Raw genomic sequence first — 26,216 nt, forward strand, 5'->3', positions numbered from 1 at the left:
ATCATGCGACTTCACTGCGCGCGCTACTGCTGCTGTTGCTGCTGGGGGTCGCCTGGGTGAGCCGAGGGCTGCGCCACGCCTGCCGCAGAGCTGACAGCGACCCGGGTTTGACGCCGGATCGGCTCAGTGACCATCGAGGACGGCGCGGTCGGCTGGGCAATGATGACCTCGGCGTCCACCTTGGCCTCGGCTGCGCCGTTGAAGACGCCGCGCACCGGCGGGACATCGTTGTAGTCACGGCCGTGGCCGATCACCACATGACGCTCGCCGACGGTTCCGCCGTTGGTGGGGTCGAGTGCATACCAGCCGAATCCGGGTACGGCGGCCTCGATCCAGGCGTGCGTCTGCACTGAGACGGCCCTCGGAGCTGCGCCTGCGGCCTCTGCACCGAACATGTCCACGTCGGCTCTGCGGCGAATGTCAAGCGGGTCGGTGCCGAAACTGTTTCCATCGCCGGAGCCGTCTCCAGGATGCATATCGCTCCCGTCGCTGGCACCGTCCGGATCAGTCTCGGGGAGCTGGGTCTCGTCGAGCGCGAACAGATAGCCCGACACGTAGCGGGCCGGGATACCGACGCAGCGCAGCATTCCCACGGCCAGATGGGCAAAGTCCTGGCAAACGCCGCGGCCGCCGTCGACCAGTTCTTCAAGCGTCACCCCGATCGATGTCGAGCCGCGTTCGTACGCGAGAACGGTCGGCACCGCCCGCACGACAGCAAGCACATGCTCACCGATGTCATCGGCAGCCGAGCGAACCGCCCACGACGCCACCTCGTCGATGAGATCACCCCATTGCACATGCCGCGAGGGCACCAGGTACTCAATTTGGGTGTTCACGAAGTGCTGATCACTCAGACGCTCGCAGCTCACCGGCCCGGGTGTGGCCTCGATCGGCGTCGTCTCCACCGAGGCCTCTGCGACCACCAGCAGTTCATCGTGCGGTGCACGCACGCCCAGATGGTCGACGGTCGTGCCGAAGTAGTCGCGGGTCTGCAGCACACGAGTCGCCGGCGTCGTGGTCAGCCGGTACGACATCACCTGCTGTCGTGCGTCATCGCGCGGGCGCGCGCGGATCTCGTTCTGCGACTCCGAGACAGGCCGCTCGTACTGGAAGTGCAACCGGTAGGCGATGTCGAGCCTCATGAACGGTCGTCCTGAGGCTTGGAGTCCTGAGGTTTCGGGTCCTGCTGGGACGGCGAGTGCGCCACGCCGTGGCCGGGGCGGACGAACTGGGAATGCACTTGTGCCAAGCCGGAACCGGCAACTGTGCTGGCGTGCACATCGGCGGCGAGAGTTGCCAGCGCCGCGCCCAGCCCGGAAAGCTCGGCTTCAGGCTCGTGCGCTAGAGCCGCGTCGAGTTCGCCGTATTCGAGGTGCGCTCGCAGGGCGCCAGCCCGCCGCCGCGGTGTCGCGACCGCACCGGCCGCCGCCGCGAGATCATCGAGGCGCTGCTCCACTCGTCCGAGGCACCACAGCACCGAGCGCGGCAGGGTCTCGTGCTGCAGCAGGAATCGCGCCGCAGCGACCCAGCTCGGCGAGTGGCCGATCTCACGGCGCGCCGCTTGCAGCGAATGGGTGAACGCCAGCAGCCGGTTGCCGTCGAACACATCGCTGCCGGTCCCTAGTCCCGACTTCAACAGCTCGACGGTCAAGATCGAGCGCTCCAGCAGCCGACCCACCTCCAGGAAGGCATAGCCCTCGTCTCGCATCATCGACTCGGTCATCACTCCGCTGAGCGAGCGGCAGCCCCGGCGAGCAGTGATGACCGACATCCGAGACACTTCCCCGCCGGTCTGCTCCCGGGTTCCTGCGCTCACCGCCTTGGCGCTCTGCATGAGGATGTACAAGCTGTTGGCCTCTTCCCACAGCTCCACCGGGATGCGGTCGCGCACGATGCGCAGGTTCTCTCGCACAGCCTGCACGGCCGACGCCACCGAGCCCGGATGCGAATCGTCGGAGACCAGGAAATCCATGACCGCGTACGGCCCGGTACTGACCCGGGCAGCCACGAATTCGTCCTGCAGCCCGAGTGCCTGCACCAGCCGGCGCGCCGCCAGCCGCGCTTCGGTTGGCGGACGGTGCATGACCGCGTCGGTCTCCACCGACACGCACCGCGCGATGGTGTCGGCCCGTTCGAGGTAGCGGCCCGCCCACAGCATCGAATCGGCATGTCGCGCCAGGATCATGCGCCCCGCTCCTGGCGCACCGGGCCGTTCGGCGCCGCACCGGGCGCCAGCACCCACGTGTCCTTCGAACCGCCCCCTTGAGAAGAATTCACAATCAGCGAGCCCTTCCGCATCGCCACTCGTGTGAGCCCGCCGGGGAACACCTGCGTCCGCTCGCCGGTAATCACGAAGGGCCGTAGGTCGAGATGACGCGGCTCCAGCTCGCCGTCGCACATGGTGGCCAACGTCGACAGCTCCACCACTTCCTGCATAACCCAATTGCGCGGGTCCCGTTCGATCTCCGCTCGCGCATCCGCCAATTCTTCGTCGGTGGCGTTGCGACCGATGAGGATGCCGTAGCCCCCGGATTCACCGACTGGCTTGATGACCATTTCGTCCAAGCGTTCGAACGCCTCCGCTCGCTGGTCGGGCTCCCACATCACGTAGGTTTCGACGTTGGGCAGGATCGGCTCTTCGCCTAGGTAATAGCGGATGAAGTCCGTCACGTACGGATGGACGGCCTTGTCGTCTGCCACGCCATTGCCCACCGCATTGCACACCGTCACGGTGCCCGCACGGACGGCACCTAGCAATCCCGGCACGCCCAAGGCGGAATCGGGACGAAACGCAACCGGGTCCAAGAAGTCATCGTCGATTCGTCGGTAGATCACATCGACGGGCACCAAGCCCTCGATGGTGCGCAGGTAAACGACATGTTCATCCACGACGAGGTCTGGGCCTTCCACCAGCTCCACACCCATCTCACGAGCCAAGAACGCATGCTCGAAGTACGCGGAGTTGTAGATGCCCGGCGTCAGGATCACGATGAGCGGCTTCTCGCCGGCCCCGGGAGGCGCCACCGACTCCAACGCCGTGCGCAGCATCCTGCCGTACTGACCCACCGGCTCGACTGTGTGATTCTCCCAAAGGCGGGGGAACGCCTTGATCATCGCCGCCCGGTTCTCGATGACGTAGCTGATCCCGCTGGGATTGCGCAGGTTGTCCTCCAGCACTCGGTACCGGCCTTCGGCGTCGCGCACGAGGTCAATGCCGGCGATCACGCAATGCGCATCGTGAGGCACACGAATGCCGAACGCATTGCGTTCGAATCCCTCCGACGACTTCACGAGCCATCCGGGGACGATGCCGTCGGCCATGACCGCCCCTTCACCGGTGTAGATGTCGGCCAAGAATCGGTTGAGCGCCGTGACGCGCTGGGCCAGCCCCCGCTCGATCTCCCGCCATTCCGCGGCCGCAATGAGCCGCGGGAACAGATCCATCGGCCAGGTGCGCTCGGTGCCCTTTGAATCGCCGTAGACCGTGAAGGTGATGCCCTGGCGACGGAATTCCTCTTCGATGATGCGTTCCCGGCGCCGCAGCTCGGCTGCGTCCATGCCAGAGAAACGGCTGACGATCGCGTCATACAGCGGCCGGATCGTGCCGTCGCGCTCGAACGCCTCGTCAAAGGCAAGCGCCTCGGCATCAGGCCTGTGCAACTCCGCCATCCAACATTGGATAGCGCGTCATGAGATCGCGGCGCGCCATCTGAGCCGGGCAAGCTGTGCGGACATCCCACGATGGCAGCTCCCTCTATGACGGAACCAACCTCGCGCTCGACCACTTCAATCGAGGCAAACGGCCTCGAATTCACGGCGGATCTTGCGGGACCGGCGGATGGCGCGGCGGTCCTGCTGCTGCATGGTTTCCCGCAGACCCGGCACACGTGGCGCGCCGAACTCGAGGCGCTCGGAGCCGCCGGCTATCGGGCGTGCGCCCCCGATCAGCGCGGCTACTCAGCCGGTGCCCGGCCCAAGGGCATCGACAACTACCGCACCGAATTGCTGGTTGCCGACGCGCTCGCAATCGCCGATTCGCTCGGCGCCGATCGCTTCCACATCGTGGGGCATGACTGGGGCGGTGCGCTGGCGTGGTTCATTGCAGCGCACTATCCCGAGCGCGTTATCTCGGTGACGGTCATTTCGCGGCCGCACCCCGCTGCGTTCATGCTCGCGATGCGCGACGACCCAGGTCAGCCACACCGGTCCCGGCACCATCCGGCGTTCCAGCGTCCCGAGGCGACCGATGCGCTGCTGGTCGAAAATGCCGGTCCGCTGCGGCGAGCCATGGCCAGAAATGCTGTGCCCGAAGCCGACATCGACGCCTACTTGGCAACGCTGGGCGATCGGGACGCACTGGATTCGGCCGTGAACTGGTACCGGGCGATGGGCCAGTCGAGCATTCAGTCCGCCGATGCGCCGGCGATCGACGTTCCCACGATGTTCGTGTGGGGGAACGAGGACGCCACCGTGGGCCGCATGGCCGCGGAGAACACCGCCGACTTCGTGACCGGCCCGTACTGCTTCACCGAACTTCGGGGCGTCAACCACTTCGTCACCGACGAGGCACCTGGCGTGTTCACCGAACTGCTGCTCGACCACATCGCCGAGCACCCGGCCTGACGGGGCGCTCGCTCACCATGAACGCACAGCCCCGCACCGTCGCCGAAGGCTTCCGGGCCGCCCTGGCAGACCGGGGTGTGGAGTGGATGTTCGGCAATGCCGGTACCGACTTCGCGCCGATCACCGAGCACGGCAGGCTCGCCAGCCGCAACGCTCCGATCCATTGGGGTCAGGAAATGTTCGACCAGGGCGGCATCGTCCGCGAGTTCGTCAAGTGGGACAACGAGCTGCGAGCCGGCGAGCAAGTCGTGGATCAGGTGGACCGGGCGTTGACCATCGCTCAAGCCGAGCCCTGCGGCCGGTGTACCTGAGCCTCACGCTCAGCGATGTCATCGGAGCCGATGCAACCGTCGTGAACGAACTCGGCTTGGCACCCGCGGTGATGTCGTTCACCGGGCCTCACAGCTTCTTCGGACCCACCACCTCAGCCGGCCTGGGATGGGGCGGCGGCGCTGCACTCTGGGCCAAGCTGGCCGATCCCGGCCGGCTCGTGGTGTAGGCCACCGGGGACGGCTCATACGTGTTCTCGAACCCGATGGCGGTGCACCACGCGGCGGCATCGCAGGGTCTCGGGCTGCTGACGCTGATCGCCGACAACCGGGTCTGGAACGCAGTGCGACGCTCGACACTGGCGGTGTACCCCGACGGTGCTGCGGCGAGGACGGCCCGCATGCCGCTGAGTTCGCTCGACCGCCGGCGATGAGGTCGCCTGGTGTATCGACCCTCGGACGCCCCCAATGCCGCCAAGCTCCTGGGCCTTGTCGAGAAACAGTGCTCACCGACGTGAGCGGCTCTTGCGCTTTCGGAGTGGGCGATACTGGACTCGAACCAGTGACCTCTGCCGTGTGAAGGCAGCGCTCTAACCATCTGAGCCAATCGCCCGTGGGCCGACGATGATAGGCGTTGCCAGTACCGGCGAGCGCACGACGGTCCGCTAGGAGGCAGCCAGGTGAGCACAGACTCGTACCACACCGCACCAGATCGGTTGGCTCCCCCACCTCCGGGCTGCCCGGTGCACGACAGCTGGTCGCCGCTCAGCGATGAGTACCTGGCCGATCCGTACCCCATCGCTGCCAAGCTGCGCGAAGACCACCCGGTGTTCTACGCCGCCGAGATGGGTCACGTGGTGTTGACGCGCATGGCCGACATCGAGGCCGTGTTCATGGACCCCCACACCTACGCCTCATCCAACGTGCAGGACCCCATCTTCCCGCTGGCTCCCGAGGCGGCTGAAGTGCTGTCGGCGTCCGACTACGACCCACAAGCGGTCATGTCGAACCGGGCCGAACCTGACCATGGACGCATCCGCGTCCACACCCGGGGCGGGTTCTCGGTGCGTCGGCTGCGCACGCTCGAGGGCTACATGCGCTCGCGGGCCACCGGGTTGATCGACGAGATGCTGGCTGGTCCCAAGCCGGCTGATTACGTCAAGGCCGTGGCGTTCCCGCTGCCGGCGGAAATCGTGTTTCGCTTCATCGGGTTCCCGCCCGAAGACGACCTCATGCTCAAGTCGTGGTGCGTCAACCGCAAGGCGTTCGCCTGGGGCAAGCCCACGCCCGCCGAGCAGACCCACATGGCCGAGGGCATGCTCGCCTACTGGCGCTACTGCCGTGATTTCGTGGCCGAGCGACATCGCAACCGCACTGACGACTTCTGCTCGGAGTTGCTCGACGCCCACGACGCCGACCCGGACCCCGAAGGCGGGACCGGCCTCACCTACCGAGAAGCCGAGTCGATCATCTACGGGATCTCGTTCGCCGGCCACGATCCGGTCACGAATCTGCTGTGCAACACGCTGCGGTGCCTGCTGCCACGGCGCGACCAGTGGGATGCCCTGTGCGCGGACCCCTCGCTCATCCCCACCGCGGTCGAGGAGACCCTGCGATTCGACTCCAGCCAGGTGGCTTGGCGCCGAGTGACCACACGCGACACCGAACTCGGCGGAGTGCAGTTGCCCAAGGGCACACGGGTCTTCCTGAACTTCGCAGCGGCAAACCGGGAGCCGTGTGCGTTCGCCGACACCGACAGCTTCAATGTCAACGACTACGACTTCAACCGGCCCGATCCGCACCGTCACATCAGCTTCGGAAAAGGCATCCACTTCTGCCTGGGGGCGAACCTGGCCCGGATAGAGGCGCGGATCGCACTCGTGATCCTGACCCAGCGAGTGCCGTCGTTGCGGTTGCCCCCGCAGGACTACTGGACGTTCCCGAACATCACCTTCCGAGGCCCCGAGGAACTCTGGCTCGACTGGGATTGAAATCAGCCAGCATCGACGACCATCACGGCTGGTTGGCGGCGCCCGGGGTGGGGTTGTCCACGGTTTGGAAGTCGCCGGTGGTGTCGGGCACGCGGGCATAGCTCTGGCCCTCGGCGGACTGGCCCTCGTTCCAGTCGACACTGTCGACGTGGGTGCCGTCCAACCGCCAAATGCCCAATTCCTCGTCGCTGCCCAAGGCGAAGCCGGGCCAGGCGTCCTTGTCCAACCGGAACTGCTTGTACGCGCCCGGTGCGATGGTCGTGCCCGCCGGGAAGGCGACCCGCTTGTCGGCGTCCGTGAGGCTGTCGGCCACGTCGAAGCCGTCGAGCGCTATCGGGTCGGGCGATGGGTTGTGCAGCTCGAACCAGTCCAGGGGGTCGCCCTTCGCGGCCACCTCGTTGATGACCAGGCCAACATCCACCGGAGCCGTGCCGGGGTCGGCGCCCGAGTCCTTCGGGGCGTCGACAGCACTGGGCGACGGGGAATACCCGTACACGCCGGAGAAGGTGCCGGCGATGGCGGCGCCGGGTGTCGTCCCCGCCGTCGACAGTTCAAGCACGCCCTCGGTGAAGGGCGAGAACTCCTCTGGCGTCGACGCTCCGGACCGGATGGACCATATTCCTCCCGCGATGTTGTCTGCGCCGATGACCAGCGTGGTGCCCGCCGCCAACAGGTCCAGGTCCACGGCCAGCGTCATCCCGGAGACGGAGCCGTCATCGTTGAGTCCCGCAACGACTATGGACGCGAGCCCCTCAACCTCCGGAAGCAGGGCACTCTCCTGCGGGCTGGAGTGACCGGCAAAGACTCCCATGCTCTCGCCCCATTCATCGGAACCGTTCACCAACAGGCTGTCGATGGTCCCGCTCGCCAGGGGGTTGGGACTCAGGTTGCTGCCCCAAGTCGTCTGGAAGATGATTTCCAGGGTTCCTGACTCGGCGGAAGGCGAGATGTACGCCGGCCCGGGCCAGTCCGGCGGCGTGGGGAGGAGGTCAGCAAGGATTTCGCCTCTCCGCTTCAGGATGAACTTGCGCACCCGCTCGGTGTCGGCGGCCGCAGCCGCTGTCGCGGATGGGAGAGCGTGCTGCTGCACGATGGCGGCCATGTCGTCCACTGCAGCCGGCAGCTCGTCCTCGACCCAGAGGGTGTCCAGGATCTCGGTCAGTCGGGCGGCGTATTCGACCCGCCAATCGGGGTTGTTGTACAGGCGGTTCGGGATGGCCGTGAGGGCCAGCACCGACGGGGGCGGATTTCCGATGTTGTCGAAGGGATTGGGGTCGTCCTTCAAGTGGAAGGTGTCGTCTGGGCCCCACGGTATGAACACGAACGGGCCGTTGGGCTCACGGTAGAAGTGATAGTTGTTGCGGTCGCCGGCGTATCCGTCCCAGTGCCCCACCAGCACCTCGGTCGCCCAGAACGACAGGAACCGGTCCAGGTCCACGATCTCGCCCAGCGCCTCCAGGCCGGCGTCTGTGGGGTCCCCCACCGCCGCCACCACGGCGTCTATGTCGGACCAGTCGGCGTCGTCCTCATTGGTCTTCTTTTCAATGGTGCCGCGGTACTCCGGCGTGAAGTCGCTGACCGTGCCCTCGTACAGGTTGCCCGCCGCGCTCTCGAAGTGGCGCGACAGGAACGGAGCCTTGATTTCCTCGACGTGGACGTAGAGCCCCAGGTCCTTCCCGTTGACCGACACGGTGGCGAAGTTGCAGCGCGGCGCGGGACTGCCGGCGGCGGCGAAGACCCGGTACGACAGGCAGGTGTTGACCATGGAGGGGTCCTGGATGCTGTTGTTCAGGGTCATCCGCTCCATGACCCCGCCGAGCGTCTGGTCGTCCACGTACTTGTCGAAGCGGAGCTTGAGAGCCGGCTTGGTGTCGCTCTGGGAGCCGAGGAACCCTTTCTTGCGCACGCCGACGTCAGCGTGGGTCTCGCCGTCCACGGTCACCGTGGCGGAGAACCAGTCATAGATGTCGGCAAAGGGCCGGGACAGGCCGTATTTGGCGATTTCTGCGATCACGTCGGCGAACGTCCGGGTCTGGTGGCGCAGGGTGTCCCAACCATCGTCGGCGATTTCGATGCTGATGTCCAGCACGCGCTCGAGGGAGAAGTAGGTATCGCTGGGATGGGCTTCGGCGGCGGCGTCCGGTGTCGGGGCGGGCGTGGCCGTCGGCTCGGGCGATGGCTCCTGCGGGGCTGGAGCGGTCGCGGTGTCAACGCCCGCCGGGTCGCTTGTGGCGTCGGTCGTCGGGGCTGTAGCGGTCGTGGTGGGGGCGGACGCCTCTGCTGCGGAAGTCGCGGGAGGGGATCCGCCGGCGTCGTCGGACTCGCCTGCGCAACCGGCCACAATGATCGCTGTCACTGCCAGCACGGTGGCAAGGGTCCTGCGCACGGCCACAGGCTATGGGAGCTACCCCGGCAGGATCGAGGGTTGGGTTGGTCTCAGGCCGGCCAGACGTCGGTGGGTACGTAGACCATGCCAGCCATGATCTTGCGGGCCGTGCGGGTGACGCCTCCTGCGTGGATGCGGACGCCATCGGTGCGTCGCTCCGCCAGCAGCGAGACATCGAACTTGCCGCTCGGGTGCTCGATCGTGATCGCCGCATCGGACCGACCTTCAGGGAGCCGCGGCGCTGCGGCGAGCGACGCTGCGACAGTGCCGGGGATCACCGAGGCCACTGCCACGCAGATCGCGCCGGAAACCGCATGTGTCGGATGGCACTGCGTCGGTGTGAAGTAGCGAGAAGCAATGGTGCCGCCGTGCAGCGGCGCCGAAAGCATCCCGAATTTGGGGACGACGCTCTGCGACACGTCGCCGAGACCCATGCGAGCGCCAGCCTCACGGCGAATGGCCTCCATCGTGGCCATGAAGGCGTTGTCGGACTCCAACTCGTCCGGTGTCTGTCCACCGGTGCAGCCAAGATCCGATGCCCGTGCCGTCGACCCCGTCGATGGCGCAGTCGCCGTCGTAGGTCACCTCGCCTCCCGGCGTCTGGCAGACAACGTCGATGAAGGTGTCGGTATTCACGTTGCGGACCACCAGCGACGTGCTCGGATCTCCCGCTGACACCAGCCCGTGCTCAATGGCGAACGGGCCCACGCCGGCCAGCATGTTCCCGCAGGTCGGCTTGGTGTCCACGGTGCCCCAGACGGGGTCGATCTGGGCGAACAGATAGTCCACGTCGGCGTCGGGATGATCCGACGGGCCCACGACTGCGACCTTGCTGGTCACGGTCGTGCCGCCCCCGAGCCCGTCGATCTGCCGCCCCTGCGGCGAGCCCAAGGCGCCGAGCAGCACCGCATCGCGCAGCGCCGGGTCAGCCGGCAGGTCGTCAGCCAGGAAATACGGCCCGCGAGACGTACCGCCCCGCATCAGCACACACGGGACGGATCTCTGCGCCTCCCGCTGCTCGGCCGTCATCTCCGCAGCCTGCCACCGTTGGGGCGTCGGACTCGTACGTGGAGAGTGAACCCTGGCGTGTCAGCCGATGCTCGCTGGAACCTCGACCTCGATAGCAGACGAGATCGACTCGGGAATCTCGTCATCGTCCTCGCGCATCCATTCGAGGTGGTACGTGAGTGCCTCTTGCATCATCTTCGTGGTTTCCTCGAAGGTCTCTCCCGCTGCGATGCAGCCGGGGACATCTGGCACATACGCCGAATAGCCAGTGGTGCCCCGTTCCACGATCGCGGTGTAGGTCAAGGTGCTCATTAGAACCGCCCCCTTTCCAGTCCGGCCTGTTTCATGATGTTCTTCCACGTCCCCGGCGGGAGTTCACGGCTGGGCTTCCCGGCGATGGTCACCTAACCCGGCTTGTCGGAATGCACGTAGTGACGATGGCTGCCGCGAGCGTTCTTGAGACGCCAACCATCAGCCGTGACGATCCGTATCGCTTCTCGCACCGTCGGCATCCAGCGGAATCTAAGTTTTCATTAATTTTCAATCTATTTCACTTCCACACGCAAGCACCGGGGCACATCTGCGGGCGGCGCCTGCCAAGCTGGGCGGCGTGAAACTTGCAACTGGCGTCGGCTATTGGTCGGCAGGACCCCCGCCCGACGCACTTGAGACGCTGCAGCTCGCTGATCGTCTGGGCTTTCATTCGTTCTGGACGGCTGAGGCGTACGGCTCGGACTGCCTGACACCGCTGGCGTGGTGGGGCAGCCACACCGAACGCATCGGCCTGGGCACCGGGATCGTGCAGATCTCGGCTCGCACCCCCGCTGCGACCGCCATGGCGGCACTCACGATGGATCACCTGAGTGGGGGGCGCTTCATCCTGGGTCTCGGCGTAAGCGGCCCCCAAGTGGTCGAAGGCTGGTACGGACAGCCGTACCCGCGACCGCTGGCACGCACCCGCGAGTACATCGAGATTGTCCGGGCGATTCTGGAGCGGGACAAGCCGGTCAGCTTCAGCGGCGACCACTACCAGATGCCATACCCGGGCGGTATGGGACTCGGCAAGGCGCTGAAGTCCACCGTGCATCCGTACCGGCCGGATCTGCCGATCTACCTCGGCGCCGAGGGACCGCGCAATGTCGCGCTCGCCGGTGAGATCTGTGACGGCTGGCTGCCGATCTTCTTCGCGCCCAAGGACAACCAGTTCTACGTGGACGCCCTCAATTCGGGCTTCGCCGCTGCCGGCAAACCGCAGATCGGCACCGACGGCCGCATCCCTGACGACGCCGACTTCGAGGTCGTGTGCATGGTCAGCGTGGTGCCCGATGACGACGTCGAGCGTGCCGCCGATCGGGTGCGCCCGATGCTGGCGCTGTACATGGGCGGCATGGGTGCCCGCGATGCCAACTTCCATTACGACGTGTTCTGCCGGATGGGCTACCAGCACATCGCCGACGAGGTGCAAGACCTGTATCTCGACGGCCGCAAGTCCGAAGCCGCCGCTGCGATTCCCGTGGAGCTGGTCGAAGAGGTGGCGCTCATCGGCCCGATGGACAAGATCGCCACAGACCTGCGCCGCTGGGACGACACCGTCGTGACGACCCTGCAGATCTCCGGCCCACCCAAGCTGCTTGAAGCGATGGCCGAACTCGTCGCCCGCTGAAGCACTGCAGCGGCTGCCGCTTCTCGCTCTGATCATCGCTAACTGAGCTGGGCCCGGTTCGGGGCGCGCACAGCTGGTCGGCGCGCGATGATGCTTCGTCATGGACTTGACAGGGAAACTGGCAGTAGTCACAGGCGGTTCGGGCGATATCGGTCGTGCGATCTGCGGAGCGCTGGCCGCTGCGGGCGCAGACGTGATCGTGACCTATTTGGGCGACCAGGAGCGAGCCGAAGCGAGCGCGGAGATCGTGCGTACAGCCGGCCGCACCGCCAGCGTGCTTCAGCTTGACCAGCGTGACGAAGCCTCCATCGACGCCGCTGCCGCCGCGGTTGCTCAGCACGGCCGCTGCGACCTGCTGGTCAACAACGCTGCGTGGAACATCGGCATTCCGTTCAGGGATCTTGCGACGCTCGACTCCGCAACCTGGGACCGGGTGCAGGAGACCAACCTTCGCGGGCCGTTCCTGCTCACCCGGGCGCTGGCAGGACTGCTGGCGAACGGCGGTGGGCGGGTCGTGAACATCGCCTCAGTCGGCGGGCTGCTCCCGGGCTCCAGCAGCATCGCCTACAGCTGCTCGAAGGCGGCGCTCATCCACCTCACTCACTGCATGGCCGTCGCCCTCGCTCCTGCGGTCACCGTCAACTGCGTGGCGCCCGGCCTGGTGGAGGGCACCCGCATGGCAGCCCGCCTGCCCGATGAGATCTCCGAAGGCGCCAGGCGGGCGGCGCTGCTGGGCCAGGTGGGCAGCCCGATCGACATCGCCAACGCCACCGTGATGCTGTGCGAAGCGAAGTCCATCACCGGCCAGACCGTGGTGGTGGACGGCGGCAACCCCGCCGCCATGAACTTCGGCTGAGCGATCTGGCGCATCGAGAGGAACCCGCCGATGACCACTCCCGGCAACGGTGCACCGTCGCAGCCCAACGTGCTGTTCATCATCACCGACCAGCACCGGGCAGATCACACCGGCTTCGGCGGAAACGACGTGGTCCGCACCCCCCACCTTGATGCGCTGGCCGCACGGGGCATGGTCTTCGACAACGCCTGGGTAGCGAACCCGGTCTGCATGCCGAACCGCTCCACGATCATGACCGGGCGGATGCCCAGCGCCCACGGCGTGGTCTTCAACGACCGCTCGCTCGAACCCGGCGCCAACACTCATGTGCGGCAGTTCCGCGCAGCGGGCTACCGCACTGCACTCATCGGCAAGTCGCACCTGCAGCACGGCATGTCCCGCAACGCCGTGTTCCCGTCGAATCAAGCATCCGGAGCGGTCGACGAGTACTGGCCGACGGGATGGGACACCCTCGAGGACGCCGAGCGTTACCTCGACGGCCCGCCCGAATTCCCCGACAGCTTCTACGGGTTCGAACACGTCGAGCTGGCGATCGACCATGGCGCACGGGTCAGTGGGCATCACCTGCTGTGGGCGCTCGATCGCGGCGGCCGGCTCGAAGACTTGATGGTGCCGATGACTGCCGAGTCACCCGCACGACGCCGCTCCGAGCGCTGGTGGCAGGTGTACGAGCCTCCCTACAGCGCTGAGTTCCACTCCAGCACGTTCGTGACCGAGCGCACCATCGCCTTCATCGAAGATGCCGCCAGACGGGGCGAGCCCTGGCTGGCATGGGCCTCGTTCCCCGACCCGCACCACCCGATGTCACCTCCCGGCGAATGGTTCGATCGGCACAGCCCCCACGACATGCAACTGCCCGCGACGGTCGACGACCTGCTCGAAGCGGCACCCCACTACGTGCAGGCCGTCAGCCAGGTCCACCCGAGCAGTCAGCGCAACTGGGTCACGCCGTGCGGTGTGGCCGGCGACCACCAGCTCGTGCGAGAGGCCATGGCCGCCACCTACGGGATGATCGAGATGATCGACGACGGCATCGGCCAGATCCTGGCCACGGTCGACCGTGCGGGTGAGGCCGACAACACGATCATCGTGTTCACCAGTGACCACGGCGACATGATGGGCGACCACAGCCTGATGCTGAAGGGCTTCCTGCACTACCGCGGCACGCTGGCGGTGCCGATGGTGGTCGTCGACCCGCGGCGCCCTCCGGGCCGCACCGATTCGCTGGCCGGAAGCATCGATCTGGGTCCGACGCTGCTCGAACTCGCCGACGTGCCTGGCTACGACGGCATCGGCGGCCGCAGCCTGGTGCCGGTGCTCGACGATGCTGGAGTCAGCGTGCGTGACGAGGTGCTCATCGAAGACGACTTCCCCGGGGCGCTCGTGTTGAACCTCCCGATCCCGTCCAAGACCCGGACGCTCGTCACGGCCGACCTGAGGCTGACACGCCACAGCGACGGCTCCGAACAGCTCTTCGACACCGAAGCCGACCCCGACGAGGTGGCGCCACTCGGCCGCACCGACCCGGCCCGGCGCGCCGAGATGTACGAACGGCTGGCCGCGGCCCTCATGGAAGCCGACGACCTCGCCCGCGGCATGCCGCTGCACCCGCCCCCCGACTCGCCCAACGTGAGCGACTCCTTCATTCCGGCATAACTGCCGGCCATCAGGAAAACCAAGCCGCAGCGCTTGCTACTGCCAGCAAGCGCGAACTGGTCAGCGGAGGGGCCGACCGCTACGAGCGGCGCTCGCCGAGCTCCCATTCTTCGTGGATGACACACGCCGAGAGCTTGATTTGCTTGACCGTCACCTTGGCATCCGACCTGTCCAGTGAAACGCGGGCCGCCGCAGCGTCACCTCGGAATGAGCAGTCGAGAGTTGGACCGTCGGCCTCGAACTCAGACAGAGGAAGTGACCGCAGCGACGCGAAGATCGAGCTCGGTATCTCGACCAGCTGATACCGATAGGGAATCGACTGGGGATCGTTGCGAAAGGCCCGGAGCATCACAATTGCGTCAACTGCGTTGCAGTACTTCTCGAAGAGAGCGAGCGTCTCTACCCGGCGTGTCTTGGCTGATCGGACATCTTGAATCCACGCAGCCTCGGTGAGCTTGGAAATCTCGACAGTCGACTTGGACATCCGCTTGGCAGCAGTCGACTTTAGTGACAGTCGGCGCCGCTGACCGTCGGGAGTCTCGACAGTAAGGTCCAAGAAGCGCTGGGTCGCGGAGCCCGGCGGATCGACGCTCCAACCGACGGTTTCGCAAGCATCCCGAAAGGCAGACTCGAAACTGGACAATCCGAGCGCATCAACCGCCAAACCATGGTGCGCTGACATAAGCAGGCCGAAGTACTCAATCCAATCCGGCTCGGCGGTGATCCAGGTTTGCCCCACCGCCGAACGCTGAGCCTGGGGCGGCTCCGAGAGCGAATCGACCATGCGTGCGACAAAGCGAACGCCCATCGGCGACAGATCATCGATCTTGCGCCTCAGGACGTCGCGGTCGCTCATTGAGCCAATCGTCGCTCGATGAGATCCACGAAGGCCGGGTTGAGTTCAATGCCAGCCCAGCTGCGTTCGAGGGCTCGTGCGGCAAGCAGAGTCGTGCCGGAGCCCGCATAGGGATCCAAGACGATGTCACCGGGCTCGCTGGTGATGGTGACGCACTGGGCAGCGAGCGTCAGCGGCATGACCGCCGGGTGATCTTCGACCCCACAGTCATCGCGCCGTCGCGGCTCGGTGTTGATGTCCCAGACGGTCCTCAATCGGCGGTCGTTCGGTCCACGGACGGAATCGACGTCGTAGAAGTAGTCATTGTTCTTGGACAACAAGAATACGCTCTCATGAGCCTTGGTCGGACGGTCTCGGACCGATTCGGGGTGGGCGTTGGGCTTATGCCAAATCACCTCCGAGCGCAGCCACCACCCGGCATCTTGAAGCGCGAATGCCAAGCGCCAAGGCACGCCAATGAGATCTTTCGGCTTGAGGCCCTCGGGCGTCGCCGGCCGCACCTTCATCGCACGTGCTCGATTCTTCCGGTCCGGTGCGCGATAGCGCCGGTTGCCCGAGGTGTAGCTGTCGCCGACGTTTAGCCACACGGTTCCATCGTCAGTGAGTACGCGCCGAACCTTGTCGAACGTCACGACGATGCTCTTGATGTAGTCAGCAAGAGCGTCGTCGCGGCCGATCTGGTCGTCTACGTCGTAGTCCCGCAGTGACCAGTACGGCGGCGATGTCACGACAGTCTGAACGCTCTGGTCGGGAAGCAGGTCCAAACCTTCTTCGGCCCGCCCGCACAGAAGCACCGGCCGGTTGAGAACGCGAAGAGGTTCAGCGCACGGCAGATCGTATCGCCGGTGGCTGTGCAGCATTCCGGGAACTCGGCGACCCATGACCGCCGACCGTATCCGCTTCAAACCAGTCTTTGGCGCATCCCCAATGCCACCTGGAAACAATTGTTCATCCATGCTCAGAACGCTAAGTCGCAGGTGTGACAGCCGACTCGCGGCATGCCCCTGAGTGCCGCCTGAGCGGGACTCGTAGCCTCACCCGTCATGCCGACGGACAAGCTCGTCATGGACCATGTCGCTGTGGTCAGCGACCGTGCCTGGGACAACGTGATCCGCTACGGCCGCGACCTCGGCGGTCGCTGGATCGGCGGCCCCGACAACGACCCGGCGTCCCAAGCCGGCGACGACTTCTACTTCTGTCAGGTCTCGTTCGACGGCGGCACGAGGATAGAGATTCTCGAGCCGATCGAGCACGAAGGCAGCGACTTCCTCCATCGCTTTCTGGCCCGCAATGGCCCCGGCCCGCACCACTTCACCTTCAAGACGCCCGACTTCGCCGACACCGTCGGCGCCCTGTCCGCCGCGGGCTACGAGGTCATCGGGACAAACGAGTCGAACCCGATGTGGAAGGAAGCGTTCCTGCATCCCAAGAACAGCTGGGGCATTGTCATCCAGATCGCCTGGGACGACGGCGGCGGCTGGGATGACGCGCCACCCCTTCCGCCCACCCACCACGAACAGCCGACGGCGCTCGCGTCGGTCATTCACCTGGCGGCCGATGTGCAGGCCGCTGCAGCGATGTTCGAAGGGCCGCTGGGCATGGAGCGGGTGGACGAATGGAAAGACGCCAACATCGGCGTGGGGGTCGAGTTGCGCTCGGGGCCATGGAACCTGCAACTCATCCAGCCGGCGGAGCCGACCATGGCGCATTGGATGGGCAACCGATCAGGCCGGCTTCAACTGCTGCACTTCAAGCTTGACGACCCCGGTCTCGTTCCTGGCGCACGCCGCGTCGAGAGGTGCGGAGGCGGCGAGGCGCACGACGCGATGTTCAGGGGGGCCGGATCGACCAGCCCCAGCTACTCAGTCCCTCCCGAGCACAACCTCGGCGTCCGCCTCCTGTTGACCGAGCCGGGCTGAGCTTGTGTGATCAGCCGGGCGCTGTCGTCGCGGGCGGCTCCCACAGTTCGACGGGGACCAAGCAAAGTCGGCGACCGGCGATCGGCGCCTCGTGTATCACGGCATGGGGATGGCGACAGCGGTCACCGGGGGATATCGTGACGATCTGATCGAGGACGCCGTCATTCTGGGGCGAATCGCACGCGACCGTTCGCAGCGTTCCATCCGGAGTCGTCCAGAAGCACTCCCCGACCTCGAGAACCGCAGCCGAAGTCTGCTCTTGGTCGCTGCCGGCGGACATGTAGGCGCTCGCCACGAAGATCACGATGCCGAGGGTGGCCGCCACAGCCCACGGAAGCACGCGCACCACGATGGCGGCACCGCGATGGTTGACGACGAAGCCGCCAGGGCCACCGGGTTCAGTCGTCGTGCCCGTGCGTTCGTGCGCCCAAGGATCCTCGAACTCAGCATCAGACGCCGGTGAACTCCCGTTTTGGGGGGCACTACTGGCGCCGTGGGCCGCAGCGGCAACGTCGGCCGCTGGCTTGGCGAGGTCGGCGCGCTCGGAGTCGTAGATGCGTCGCGACCCATCGGTGCCGAGCACCCGCCAGGCTTCGTTCACGGCGCGCATTCGACGGTCTGAACGCTCGCCCTGCGCCTGGGGAACATCGCCACGCTGATCGGGATGGTTGGCCCGCGCCGCCCTGATCCATGCGCGCCGGATCTCCGCTGTATCGGCGTCCGGGCGCACACCCAGCGTCGCGTAATGATCGGGCAACTGGGCCACCGGCGGCCTCCCGACTGCGACGCTACTTCCGCTCGATGACACCCATGCCGCTGCAACTGCGATTTCACAACGCACCGCCGGGTTGACTCACCGGATTCGACCGAGCGCGGCTCGCTACTGTGCGATGCCACGACTACGCAAGGCGGTATGAAATGTCTGACATCGGATCACGCACCCCCGTCCTGGTCGGCGCCGGGCAGTTCATCCAGCGCCCCGAGAACCCTGTCGAGGCGCTTGAACCCGTGGCGATGATGGGCGAAGCGCTCGCCGCCGCGCTCGAAGACGCAGAGGCCCTGGGACTGGCCGCCCGCGCCACGCACACTTGGGTCATCAAGGGCGCGTGGCCCTACCCGGATCCAGCGGCCCTGCTCAACCAACGATTCGGCGCGACCGGCAAGACCGGGCTGTCGACTGACGGCGGAAACATGCCGCAGTCGCTCGTGAACATGGCCTGCCGCCGCATCGCAGCCGGCGAAGCCGACGTCGTGCTGATCGCTGGCGCGGAAGGTATCTGGAGCCGTCGCCGGGCACGCCGTGCGGATCAGCGAATTCCCTACACCGACCAGACCGGCGTCACGCCCGACGAAGTGCTGGGCCACGACGTCGTCATGAACAACAAGGTCGAGGCCCAACGGGGCCTGAGGGACCCCATCAACCTCTACCCCGTCTTCGAATCTGCCTTCCGAGCCTCACGTGGCGAGACCATGGAGGGGCATCGGGACCGGGTCGCAGCGCTGTGGGAGAAGTTCAACCAGGCGGCGGTGGCCAACCCGTACTCGTGGATTCGCACACCGATGACCGCTGAGGAGATCCGCAATCCGAGCCCCACCAACCGGCTCGTCGGCTTCCCCTACACCAAGTGCATGAATTCCAATTGGGATCTCGACCTCGCCGCTGCGCTCATCGTGTGTTCTGCCGAGGCCGCGTCGGGCGCCGGTGTGCCGAGGGATCGCTGGCTGTTCCCCCATGCAGGAACCGATGGCCACGACACCGACTACGTGTCCAATCGCGGCGACCTGCACAGCTCCCCCGCCATTCGCGTCGCAGGACGTCGAGCCATGGAGCTTGCCGGCATCGGCGTCGACGACATCGACCACGTCGACCTGTACTCGTGCTTTCCCTCCGCGGTGCAGATCTCTGCCACCGAGCTCGGACTGGGACTGGATCGCTCGCTGACGCTCACGGGCGGACTCACCTTCGCCGGCGGGCCGCTCAACAATTACGTCACCCACTCCATCGCCACGATGGCGGGCGTCCTGCGGGACAACCCGGGCACCATCGGGCTGTGTTCAGCGAACGGCGGCTACCTCACCAAGCACGCGTTCGGCATCTACTCCACGACCCCGCCGGCGGACGGCTTCCGCCATCAGGATTGCCAGGACGAGATCGACCAGTTCCCGTCCGTCGAGCTCGACGCCAACTACTCCGGCGAGGCCACCGTTGAGGCCTACACGGTGATGCACGGCCGGTCTGGGCCTGAGGTGGCGCTGGCCGCCGTGCGCACACCGCACGGCCGGCAATGGGCCCGCAGCGCCGATCCGGTGCTCATGGCCGAGATGACGCGCTCCGAGCACATCGGCGCCGATGTCGTCGTCAACGACGACTTCGAGTTCGCCCCTGTCTGAGCCGGCAATTGTCCACAGGCGCGTTCCGCCGTCTGTCCACACGTTTTCCACAAGCCACAGATCGGTCTGGCGCTCGCGCTGATGCTTGCGTACCCTCACGGGGACGAGGTGCTGCGCCCCCGCCACGGCGCCTCGATCCGGACGAGATGGGGGCACTGACCGATATGTCCGCCGCCACGCCGGCTCGCAACTCACCGCGGTATCTCAACCGGGAACTGTCCTGGCTGGACTTCAACCATCGCGTGCTCGCACTTGCGCACAACGATGAGTTGCCATTGCTCGAGCGGATCAAGTTCGTAGCAATTCACGCATCCAACCTCGACGAGTTCTTCCAGGTGCGCGTCCCGACCGTGCTCGAGTCCATCGATGCCGGTGTCCGGCGTTCCGGCCCCGACGGGCTGACGCCCCGTGCGCAACTGAAGGCGCTGCGCGCCTCTGCTGCCGAACAGCTCAGCGGCGCAGCGGCGTTGTTCGACGAGGAGCTGCGACCGGCGCTTGCAGCGGAGGGCATCGAGTTCGTCACTCCCGCCGAGCTCGACGACACCGCCCGAGGGTGGGTGGCAGAACGCTTCAGCGAGCAGGTGTTCCCAGTGCTGACACCGCTCGCCGTCGATCCGGCGCACCCCTTCCCCTACATCTCTGACCTCTCGCTGAACCTCGCCGTGTTCGTCGAGCACAACAGTGCCAGCCCGTCCTTCGCGCGGGTGAAGGTGCCGCCGATCCTGCCCCGCTTTCTGGCCCTTCCCGACGGCAACAGGTTTATCCCGCTCGAATCAGTCATCGGGGCCCATCTCGGCGAACTGTTCCCCGGCGTGAAGCTGCTCAGCCACAGCGCCTTTCGGGTTACTCGCAATGCCGACCTCGACATCGACGACACCGACACCGACGATCTGCTCAAGCAGCTCGAGATGGAGCTGCGTCAGCGACGCTTCGGCGGAACGGTGCGGCTCGAGGTCGCTCCCGACTTGGGGTCCGACGCCATCGACATGCTCACCCGGGAACTGAAGCTCACCCACGACGATGTGTACGCATCCGGTGCGCTCCTCGGCCTTTCCGACCTGTTCGAGTTGTACGGCATCGACCGCGACGACCTCAAGACGCCACCGCACAGCCCCCGCACTCCAACGCCGTTCAAGACCTCCCCCGATGCGCAAGGCCTCATGCGAGCGGCCGACGTCGGCCGTGCGGACCGACGCGATGAGCACGAGATCGGCGTGGATTTCTTCGCTGTGCTGAAGCGCCAGGACGTGCTGGTGCACATGCCCTACGAGTCATTCACCAACAGTCTCGATGCGTTCCTGCGTGCCGCAGCAGACGATCCCGATGTCCTGGCCATCAAGATGACGATGTACCGGACCTCAGAACGGACCCGGCTGGTCGATTCGCTGATTCGTGCCGCGGAACGCGGCAAGCAGGTCGTCGTGGTCGTCGAGCTGCAAGCCCGATTCGACGAACACGCCAATATCGAGTGGGCGCGGCAGCTCGAACGCGCCGGCGTGCACGTCGCCTTTGGCCTCGTTGGTTTCAAGACCCACTGCAAGCTGGCCATGGTGGTGCGCCGCGAAAGCCGCAGCATCGCCCGCTACTCCTACGTCGGCACTGGCAACTTCAACGCCGACACCGCTCGCATCTACGAAGACTTCGGACTGCTCACCGCCGACGCCGACTTCGCGGCCGATGTCACGGGCCTGTTCAACTCGCTCACGGGTTACAGCCGCCAGACCAAGTACCGCAAGCTGGCCGTGGCGCCTCACAGCTTGGCTCAAACACTCGTCGACCGGATCGCTGCCGAAGCCGCAGAGCCGGACGGCCACATCTTCATGAAGATGAATGCGATCGTGGACACCGAAGTCATCGACGCACTGTACGAAGCATCGGTGCAGGGCTGCCGCGTAGACCTGATCGTTCGCGGGATCTGCTGCCTCGTGCCCGGTGTGGAAGGCCTGAGCGAGAACATCACGGTTCGCAGCGTCGTCGGCCGATTCCTCGAGCACAGTCGGATATACCGCTTCGGCAGCGCCCGGCGGGGCCACACGTACCTTTTTGGCTCCGCCGATGCCATGCCGCGCAACCTCCGCTACCGGGTGGAGGCACTCGCACCCGTCGACGCGCCGCCCCTGGTCGATGAGCTGACCGCAGTCACCGACATGTATCTCGACGACGGCATCGCCCACTGGCAGCTCGGCAGCGACGGCGATTGGACCCAGCACCGCGGCGAAGATCTGCACGTCCTGATGCTGGCCCACCACAACGATCGACGTCGCTAGCTGCCCAAGAGCACGCCGTGGTAAACTTGTTGACGTGATTCGAACCTCGATCACAACGCTGCATTCCGCAACCGGCCTGCTGCTTCTCATCTAGGCGAGGACCGCACAGGTCCTCGCCCAACCTCCTGCGCCTTCGGGCCAGGAGGTTTTTTCATGGTCCGCCTTGTAGCAAGAGACAAGGGGACTCAACCGACACGGGAGACTCCCATGGCAGATGTGAAGGGCATCAGTGCCCAACAGCCGAGTCCGATGCCGTTCGACAAGTACGGCCACTACGCATACGCGGCGCACCTACCCGACAGAACCTGGCCCGACAAGCTCGTCACCGAAGCGCCGCTGTGGTGCTCCGTTGACCTGCGCGACGGCAACCAGGCATTGATCGACCCGATGGATGTCCCGCGCAAGCGTCACATGTTCACCGAGCTCGTTGGCATGGGCTTCAAGGAGATCGAGGTGGGCTTCCCGTCGGCCTCGGCGCCCGACTTCGAATTCTGCCGGATGCTCGTCGAAGAAGACCTGGTGCCCGACGACGTGTGGATCCAAGTGCTCACCCAGAGCCGCCCCGAGCTGATCGAGCGCACCTATGAAGCGATCGCGGGCGCAAGCAAGGCCATCGTCCACCTCTACAACCCCACCTCGGAGCTGCAGCGCCGCGTCGTCTATCGGCTCGACCGCGAGGGCATCCGCGACATTGCGGTAACGGGAACCCGATTGTGCGCCGAACTGGCGCAGCATCACTCGGGCGGCGAGATCCGCTTCGAGTACTCGCCAGAATCGTTCACCGGCACCGAGATCAATTTTGCGCTCGAGGTGTGCAACGCAGTCAGCGCCGAATGGGGCGCTACGGCCAACGATCCGATCATCCTGAACCTGCCCGCCACGGTGGAGATGTCGACGCCGAACATGTACGGCGACCTCATCGAGTATTTCCACCGCAACGTCGACCGCCGCGAGGCCGTGGTGCTGTCGCTGCATCCTCACAACGACCGCGGATGCGGCGTAGCCGCGGCCGAGTTCGGCGTGATGGCGGGCGCCGACCGGATCGAGGGGACGCTCTTCGGCAACGGCGAGCGCACCGGCAACGTGGACATCATCACGCTGGCGATGAACTTGTTCAGCCAAGGTGTCGACCCAGAGCTGGACATCAGCCACATCGACCACCTGCGGCGGGTCGCGGAGTACTGCAACCAGCTGCCAGTTCACCCGCGGCACCCCTACGGCGGCGATCTCGTCTACACCGCGTTCAGCGGCAGCCATCAGGACGCCATCAAGAAGGGCTTCGAGGCGCTGGACGACGACTACGGCTTCTGGGAAGTGCCCTACCTGCCGATCGACCCGGCACACGTCGGACGCACCTACCAGGACGTCATCCGGGTGAACAGCCAGTCCGGCAAGGGCGGCGTGGCCTACGTGATGAAGAACAGCTTCGGACTGGACCTGCCCCGGCGGCTCCAGATCGAGTTCAGCAACGTGATCCAGTCGATCACCGACGAGGGCGGCGAGATCCTGCCCGAGGCGATCAAAAAGACATTCGACGAGACGTACCTTCACGCCGAATCGCCGTACTCCTACGTGGGGCACCGCAGCCACTTCGACTCGGAGTCGTCGGACGAATCCGAGGTGGAGGCAACCATCAAGGGGCCCGACGGCGAGGTTCGGACCAAAGGCCGCGGCAACGGTCCCCTGTCGGCGTTCAAGGACGGCTTGGCCGACTCGCTGGGCATCGAAGTGAGCTTGGTCGACTACTACGAGCATGCGGTCGGCGCCGGCGCCGACGCAACTGCCGCGGCGTACGTGGAGATCGAGACACCATCTCGAGACGTCTACTGGGGGGTCGGGCTGCACCCGAACATCGTCACGGCCAGCTTCCGAGCCCTGCTGTCGGCAATCAACCGGTCACACGAAGGGGTAAGCGCCCGCTGAACCCACTGCACAGCTTTGCCGGCGGCGCCCTGTTCGGCAGCCGCGTCGGTGACCGGCCAGCGTCGGTGCTCGCACTACACGGCTGGGGCCGCAACCATCGAGATCTGCTGGCCTGCACGGCAGGGACTGATGCCATCGCAGTGGACCTCCCCGGGTTCGGTTCCAGTCCCGCGCCCGCCGTCGCGGGCGGTGCCGCGTCGTACGCCGATGCCGTCGAGCCGCTGTTGGCGCAGTGCGCACCGCGTGTCGTTGTCATGGGACACAGTTTCGGCGGCCGGGTCTGTGTCGAGTTGGCGGTTCGCCACCCGGACACGGTGGCCGGTCTCGTGCTGTGCGGCGTGCCGCTGCTGCGACGTTCGGATCGACCCACAGCGCGTCCCGCCCTGCGGTACAGGCTGGCCCGTGCGTTGCATCGCCGCGGTCTGCTCGGCGACGGCACCATGGAGCGTATGCGTCAGCAGTTCGGCAGCGCCGACTATCGCACCGCGACGGGCGTGATGCGCGACGTGCTCACCGCAGTCGTCAACGAAACCTACGAGCTTCAGCTGCGCCAAGTTTCCCAACCCACCGAGCTGGTGTGGGGCCGCCTCGACGAGACCGTGCCGGTCGAGATCGCCGAGCGGGCGGCGCAGATCCTCGCTGATGCGCGATTGACCGTGCTCGACGACGTGGGTCACTTCGCGCCTATGGAAGCACCCGACGCGCTGGCCTCAGCGCTTCGGCGACGCCTTGACGAGCTCGCATGAACGGCCCCGCATGAACGGAATCGTGCTGTGGACATCGCTGGTCGCCGGAGCGGTCGGGGCGGTTCGCTGGCTGCGAGTGGCCCAGCGCGAACATTACGGCGTCGGCCGCACGTCCCGCTTCGCTCGGCGCTGGTGGCTGCTCGACTGGAACAACCGGGTGCTCGTAGCGATAGCCGCCGCCGGTGTCGTCCTCAGCGGTACCTACTGGTGGGCGCCTTCGATCACCGCAGCCGCTGTCTTGGTGGGGCCCCACGGACTCGAGGTCTACGGCCGGACCAGCCCGCTGGCATGGACGCGGCGCCTGTTCACCGTCGCTGCGATGCTCGCTGTGCTTACCGCGGTGGTCGTCGGCGTGGGCCTGCTTTCGGGCCTCGGCGCGCCGGCATTGGCAGTGCTGCTGTTCGGTCTGCCGCTGTGGACTGATGCGGCTCTGGCGATTCTTGCTCCGTTCGAGGCGCTGCTCGCGCGGCGCTGGGTTCGCAGCGCGCAGGCCGCACTCGATCGCGTCGACCCGATTCGGGTGGCAGTGACGGGTTCGTACGGCAAAACGACGATCAAGGGGTACCTGCGTCACCTGCTCGCCGGCACCCGGTCGACGGTTGCGACGCCGGCGAGCTTCAACAACACGGCCGGTCTGTGCCGCGCGGTCAACGAGCACCTGGCTCCGGGCACCGAGGTGTTCATCGCCGAGATGGGCACGTTCGGACCGGGCGAGATCGCTGCGATGACACGGTGGGTAAAACCGTCGGTCTCGATCCTGGCCTCCATCGGGCCCGTGCATCTGGAGCGCTTCGGCAGCCTCGATCGCATCGTGTCATCGAAAGCGGAGATCTTCGCGACCAGCCGGACCGCAATCATCAATGTGGACGCCTACGGACTGCGCACGGAAGCCGATCGGCTGGCCGCGTCGGGGCTGCGCGTCATCCGCTGCTCGAGCGAGGATGCCAATGCCGACGTGACGGTGCTGGCATCGGAGGCATCGCTTGATCCGCTGGCTGATACCGACGCTTCTCAGCCTCGACGCTCACGGGTCGCCGTGTTCGGCCGCGAGATCGCCGATCAGAACCTGGGGCACGCGTCCGCGGCCAACGTGGCGTGCGCGGTGGCCGCCGCGTCCGTGCTCGGCGTTGCCGACGCGGCCATCGCCGCACGTTTGGGCGAGCTTGCGTCACCCGAGCACCGCCGCACTGTGGCCCGCAGCGACTCGGACGTCGTGATCATCGACGACACGTACAACTCCAATCCCGCGGGCGCTCGGGCAGCGCTGGGCATGCTGGCCGCCGTCGGGACCGGTCGCCGCGTCGTCGTCACGCCGGGCATGGTCGAGCTCGGCCGCGGCCAGGCCCACGAGAACCGACTGCTCGGAGAACTGGCTGCTCAGATCGCTGACGACGTGCTCATCGTGGGCCGCACGAATCGCACGGCGCTGCTCGGCGGAGCGACCGGTTGGGATCCGCGCACAGCGCGGGCGGCTACCCGCGGCCGCAGGGCTCGCAGCCTCATCCACGACCGCACCAAGAACCGCGCCACCGTGCGATGTATGGCTACTCGGGAGGAGGCTGTGCGGTGGGTTCGTACGAATCTGCGCGACGGCGACGCAGTCCTCTACGAGAACGATCTCCCCGACCACTACCCGTGATCGCGCGACATGGCCGCTCGCGG

General features: G+C 66.2%; 22 protein-coding genes, 1 tRNA gene and 2 pseudogenes. 14 read left to right on the forward strand and 11 right to left on the reverse strand.

The genetic code is table 11. From position 1 onward, the window contains the following. Nucleotides 1-23: 23 nt before the first annotated feature. The 3 genes from ACQY5K_RS06585 to ACQY5K_RS06595 are packed head-to-tail and all read right to left on the reverse strand — an operon-like array spanning nt 24 to nt 3,669. Nucleotides 24-1,142 carry a transglutaminase family protein gene (locus ACQY5K_RS06585; protein ID WP_428121214.1) on the reverse strand — a complete coding sequence of 373 codons (1,119 nt, stop codon included), beginning with the start codon at nt 1,140-1,142 and terminating at the stop codon, nt 24-26. Next, nucleotides 1,139-2,185 (reverse strand): alpha-E domain-containing protein, encoded by a 1,047-nt coding sequence (locus ACQY5K_RS06590; RefSeq protein ID WP_428121217.1) that lies wholly within the window; start codon nt 2,183-2,185, stop codon nt 1,139-1,141. Before ACQY5K_RS06590 ends, ACQY5K_RS06585 begins: the two co-directional genes overlap by 4 nt. After that, nucleotides 2,182-3,669 (reverse strand): circularly permuted type 2 ATP-grasp protein, encoded by a 1,488-nt coding sequence (locus tag ACQY5K_RS06595; protein WP_428121219.1) that lies wholly within the window; start codon nt 3,667-3,669, stop codon nt 2,182-2,184. Before ACQY5K_RS06595 ends, ACQY5K_RS06590 begins: the two co-directional genes overlap by 4 nt. Nucleotides 3,670-3,756: 87 nt before the next feature. Here ACQY5K_RS06595 and ACQY5K_RS06600 point away from each other — a divergent pair, with 87 nt between their 5' ends. Genes ACQY5K_RS06600 through ACQY5K_RS06615 form a run of 4 tightly spaced genes read left to right on the forward strand, consistent with a single transcriptional unit; the run spans nt 3,757 to nt 5,326 of the window. Further along, nucleotides 3,757-4,623: an alpha/beta fold hydrolase gene (locus ACQY5K_RS06600; protein ID WP_428121221.1), complete on the forward strand. Its 867-nt coding sequence runs from the start codon at nt 3,757-3,759 to the stop codon at nt 4,621-4,623. A 17-nt stretch (nt 4,624-4,640) separates the two neighbouring features. Continuing rightward, nucleotides 4,641-4,934: a hypothetical protein gene (locus ACQY5K_RS06605; RefSeq protein ID WP_428121224.1), complete on the forward strand. Its 294-nt coding sequence runs from the start codon at nt 4,641-4,643 to the stop codon at nt 4,932-4,934. Continuing rightward, nucleotides 4,925-5,122 (forward strand): hypothetical protein, encoded by a 198-nt coding sequence (locus ACQY5K_RS06610; protein ID WP_428121227.1) that lies wholly within the window; start codon nt 4,925-4,927, stop codon nt 5,120-5,122. The genes ACQY5K_RS06605 and ACQY5K_RS06610 overlap by 10 nt, the downstream gene beginning before the upstream one ends. A gap of 21 nt (nt 5,123-5,143) precedes the next feature. Continuing rightward, nucleotides 5,144-5,326, forward strand: coding sequence for a hypothetical protein (locus tag ACQY5K_RS06615; protein WP_428121229.1), 183 nt, complete (start codon nt 5,144-5,146; stop codon nt 5,324-5,326). A gap of 105 nt (nt 5,327-5,431) precedes the next feature. On the opposite strand, the gene ACQY5K_RS06620 is transcribed toward ACQY5K_RS06615, so the two are convergent. Then, nucleotides 5,432-5,505, reverse strand: a tRNA-Val gene (locus ACQY5K_RS06620). 67 nt (nt 5,506-5,572) lie between these two features. Between ACQY5K_RS06620 and ACQY5K_RS06625 the strand changes: the two genes are divergently transcribed. Next, entirely contained in the window at nt 5,573-6,883 is a 1,311-nt protein-coding gene (locus tag ACQY5K_RS06625) for a cytochrome P450 (protein ID WP_428121231.1), read from the forward strand. 22 nt (nt 6,884-6,905) lie between these two features. On the opposite strand, the gene ACQY5K_RS06630 is transcribed toward ACQY5K_RS06625, so the two are convergent. From ACQY5K_RS06630 to ACQY5K_RS06645, 4 genes and pseudogenes are all read right to left on the reverse strand, one after another. Continuing rightward, entirely contained in the window at nt 6,906-9,269 is a 2,364-nt protein-coding gene (locus tag ACQY5K_RS06630) for a CotH kinase family protein (protein WP_428121234.1), read from the reverse strand. A gap of 50 nt (nt 9,270-9,319) precedes the next feature. Continuing rightward, nucleotides 9,320-10,298, reverse strand: a pseudogene (locus ACQY5K_RS06635) (PrpF domain-containing protein). Between the two features lie 60 nt (nt 10,299-10,358). Further along, entirely contained in the window at nt 10,359-10,589 is a 231-nt protein-coding gene (locus tag ACQY5K_RS06640; RefSeq protein WP_428121236.1) for a type II toxin-antitoxin system HicB family antitoxin, read from the reverse strand. After that, nucleotides 10,589-10,789 (reverse strand): annotated as a pseudogene (locus ACQY5K_RS06645) (type II toxin-antitoxin system HicA family toxin). The gene ACQY5K_RS06640 and the pseudogene ACQY5K_RS06645 overlap by 1 nt, the downstream one beginning before the upstream one ends. Nucleotides 10,790-10,887: 98 nt before the next feature. On the opposite strand from ACQY5K_RS06645, the gene ACQY5K_RS06650 reads away from it, so the two are divergent. From ACQY5K_RS06650 to ACQY5K_RS06660, 3 genes are all read left to right on the forward strand, one after another. Continuing rightward, nucleotides 10,888-11,940, forward strand: coding sequence for an LLM class F420-dependent oxidoreductase (locus ACQY5K_RS06650; RefSeq protein ID WP_428121238.1), 1,053 nt, complete (start codon nt 10,888-10,890; stop codon nt 11,938-11,940). Between the two features lie 100 nt (nt 11,941-12,040). Further along, nucleotides 12,041-12,796 (forward strand): SDR family NAD(P)-dependent oxidoreductase, encoded by a 756-nt coding sequence (locus tag ACQY5K_RS06655; RefSeq protein ID WP_428121241.1) that lies wholly within the window; start codon nt 12,041-12,043, stop codon nt 12,794-12,796. 30 nt (nt 12,797-12,826) lie between these two features. Next, a complete protein-coding gene (locus ACQY5K_RS06660) occupies nt 12,827-14,452 on the forward strand; it encodes a sulfatase family protein (RefSeq protein ID WP_428121244.1) in 1,626 nt (541 codons plus the stop codon). 79 nt (nt 14,453-14,531) lie between these two features. On the opposite strand, the gene ACQY5K_RS06665 is transcribed toward ACQY5K_RS06660, so the two are convergent. Both ACQY5K_RS06665 and ACQY5K_RS06670 read right to left on the reverse strand, forming a co-directional pair. Then, nucleotides 14,532-15,308 (reverse strand): hypothetical protein, encoded by a 777-nt coding sequence (locus tag ACQY5K_RS06665; RefSeq protein WP_428121246.1) that lies wholly within the window; start codon nt 15,306-15,308, stop codon nt 14,532-14,534. Beyond that, nucleotides 15,305-16,189, reverse strand: a complete 885-nt coding sequence (locus tag ACQY5K_RS06670; RefSeq protein ID WP_428121248.1) for a DNA-methyltransferase — start codon at nt 16,187-16,189, stop codon at nt 15,305-15,307. The genes ACQY5K_RS06665 and ACQY5K_RS06670 overlap by 4 nt, the downstream gene beginning before the upstream one ends. Before the next feature lie 162 nt (nt 16,190-16,351). Here ACQY5K_RS06670 and ACQY5K_RS06675 point away from each other — a divergent pair, with 162 nt between their 5' ends. Then, nucleotides 16,352-17,227, forward strand: coding sequence for a VOC family protein (locus ACQY5K_RS06675; protein ID WP_428121250.1), 876 nt, complete (start codon nt 16,352-16,354; stop codon nt 17,225-17,227). Between the two features lie 10 nt (nt 17,228-17,237). Here the strand turns inward: ACQY5K_RS06675 and ACQY5K_RS06680 are convergent, their stop codons facing one another. Continuing rightward, nucleotides 17,238-17,993: a J domain-containing protein gene (locus tag ACQY5K_RS06680; protein WP_428121252.1), complete on the reverse strand. Its 756-nt coding sequence runs from the start codon at nt 17,991-17,993 to the stop codon at nt 17,238-17,240. Between the two features lie 152 nt (nt 17,994-18,145). Between ACQY5K_RS06680 and ACQY5K_RS06685 the strand changes: the two genes are divergently transcribed. From ACQY5K_RS06685 to ACQY5K_RS06705, 5 genes are all read left to right on the forward strand, one after another. Then, entirely contained in the window at nt 18,146-19,618 is a 1,473-nt protein-coding gene (locus tag ACQY5K_RS06685) for an acetyl-CoA acetyltransferase (protein WP_428121254.1), read from the forward strand. 146 nt (nt 19,619-19,764) lie between these two features. Further along, nucleotides 19,765-21,885 carry a polyphosphate kinase 1 gene (ppk1, locus tag ACQY5K_RS06690; RefSeq protein WP_428121257.1) on the forward strand — a complete coding sequence of 707 codons (2,121 nt, stop codon included), beginning with the start codon at nt 19,765-19,767 and terminating at the stop codon, nt 21,883-21,885. Nucleotides 21,886-22,092: 207 nt separating this feature from the next. Then, nucleotides 22,093-23,808 (forward strand): 2-isopropylmalate synthase, encoded by a 1,716-nt coding sequence (gene leuA / locus ACQY5K_RS06695; protein ID WP_428121260.1) that lies wholly within the window; start codon nt 22,093-22,095, stop codon nt 23,806-23,808. A gap of 65 nt (nt 23,809-23,873) precedes the next feature. After that, nucleotides 23,874-24,554 (forward strand): alpha/beta fold hydrolase, encoded by a 681-nt coding sequence (locus ACQY5K_RS06700; RefSeq protein ID WP_428121263.1) that lies wholly within the window; start codon nt 23,874-23,876, stop codon nt 24,552-24,554. 10 nt (nt 24,555-24,564) lie between these two features. Continuing rightward, a complete protein-coding gene (locus ACQY5K_RS06705) occupies nt 24,565-26,193 on the forward strand; it encodes a Mur ligase family protein (protein WP_428121265.1) in 1,629 nt (542 codons plus the stop codon). Nucleotides 26,194-26,216: the final 23 nt, after the last annotated feature.

The organism is Candidatus Poriferisodalis sp. (assembly GCF_965262965.1).
Lineage (GTDB): Bacteria > Actinomycetota > Acidimicrobiia > Acidimicrobiales > Poriferisodalaceae > Poriferisodalis.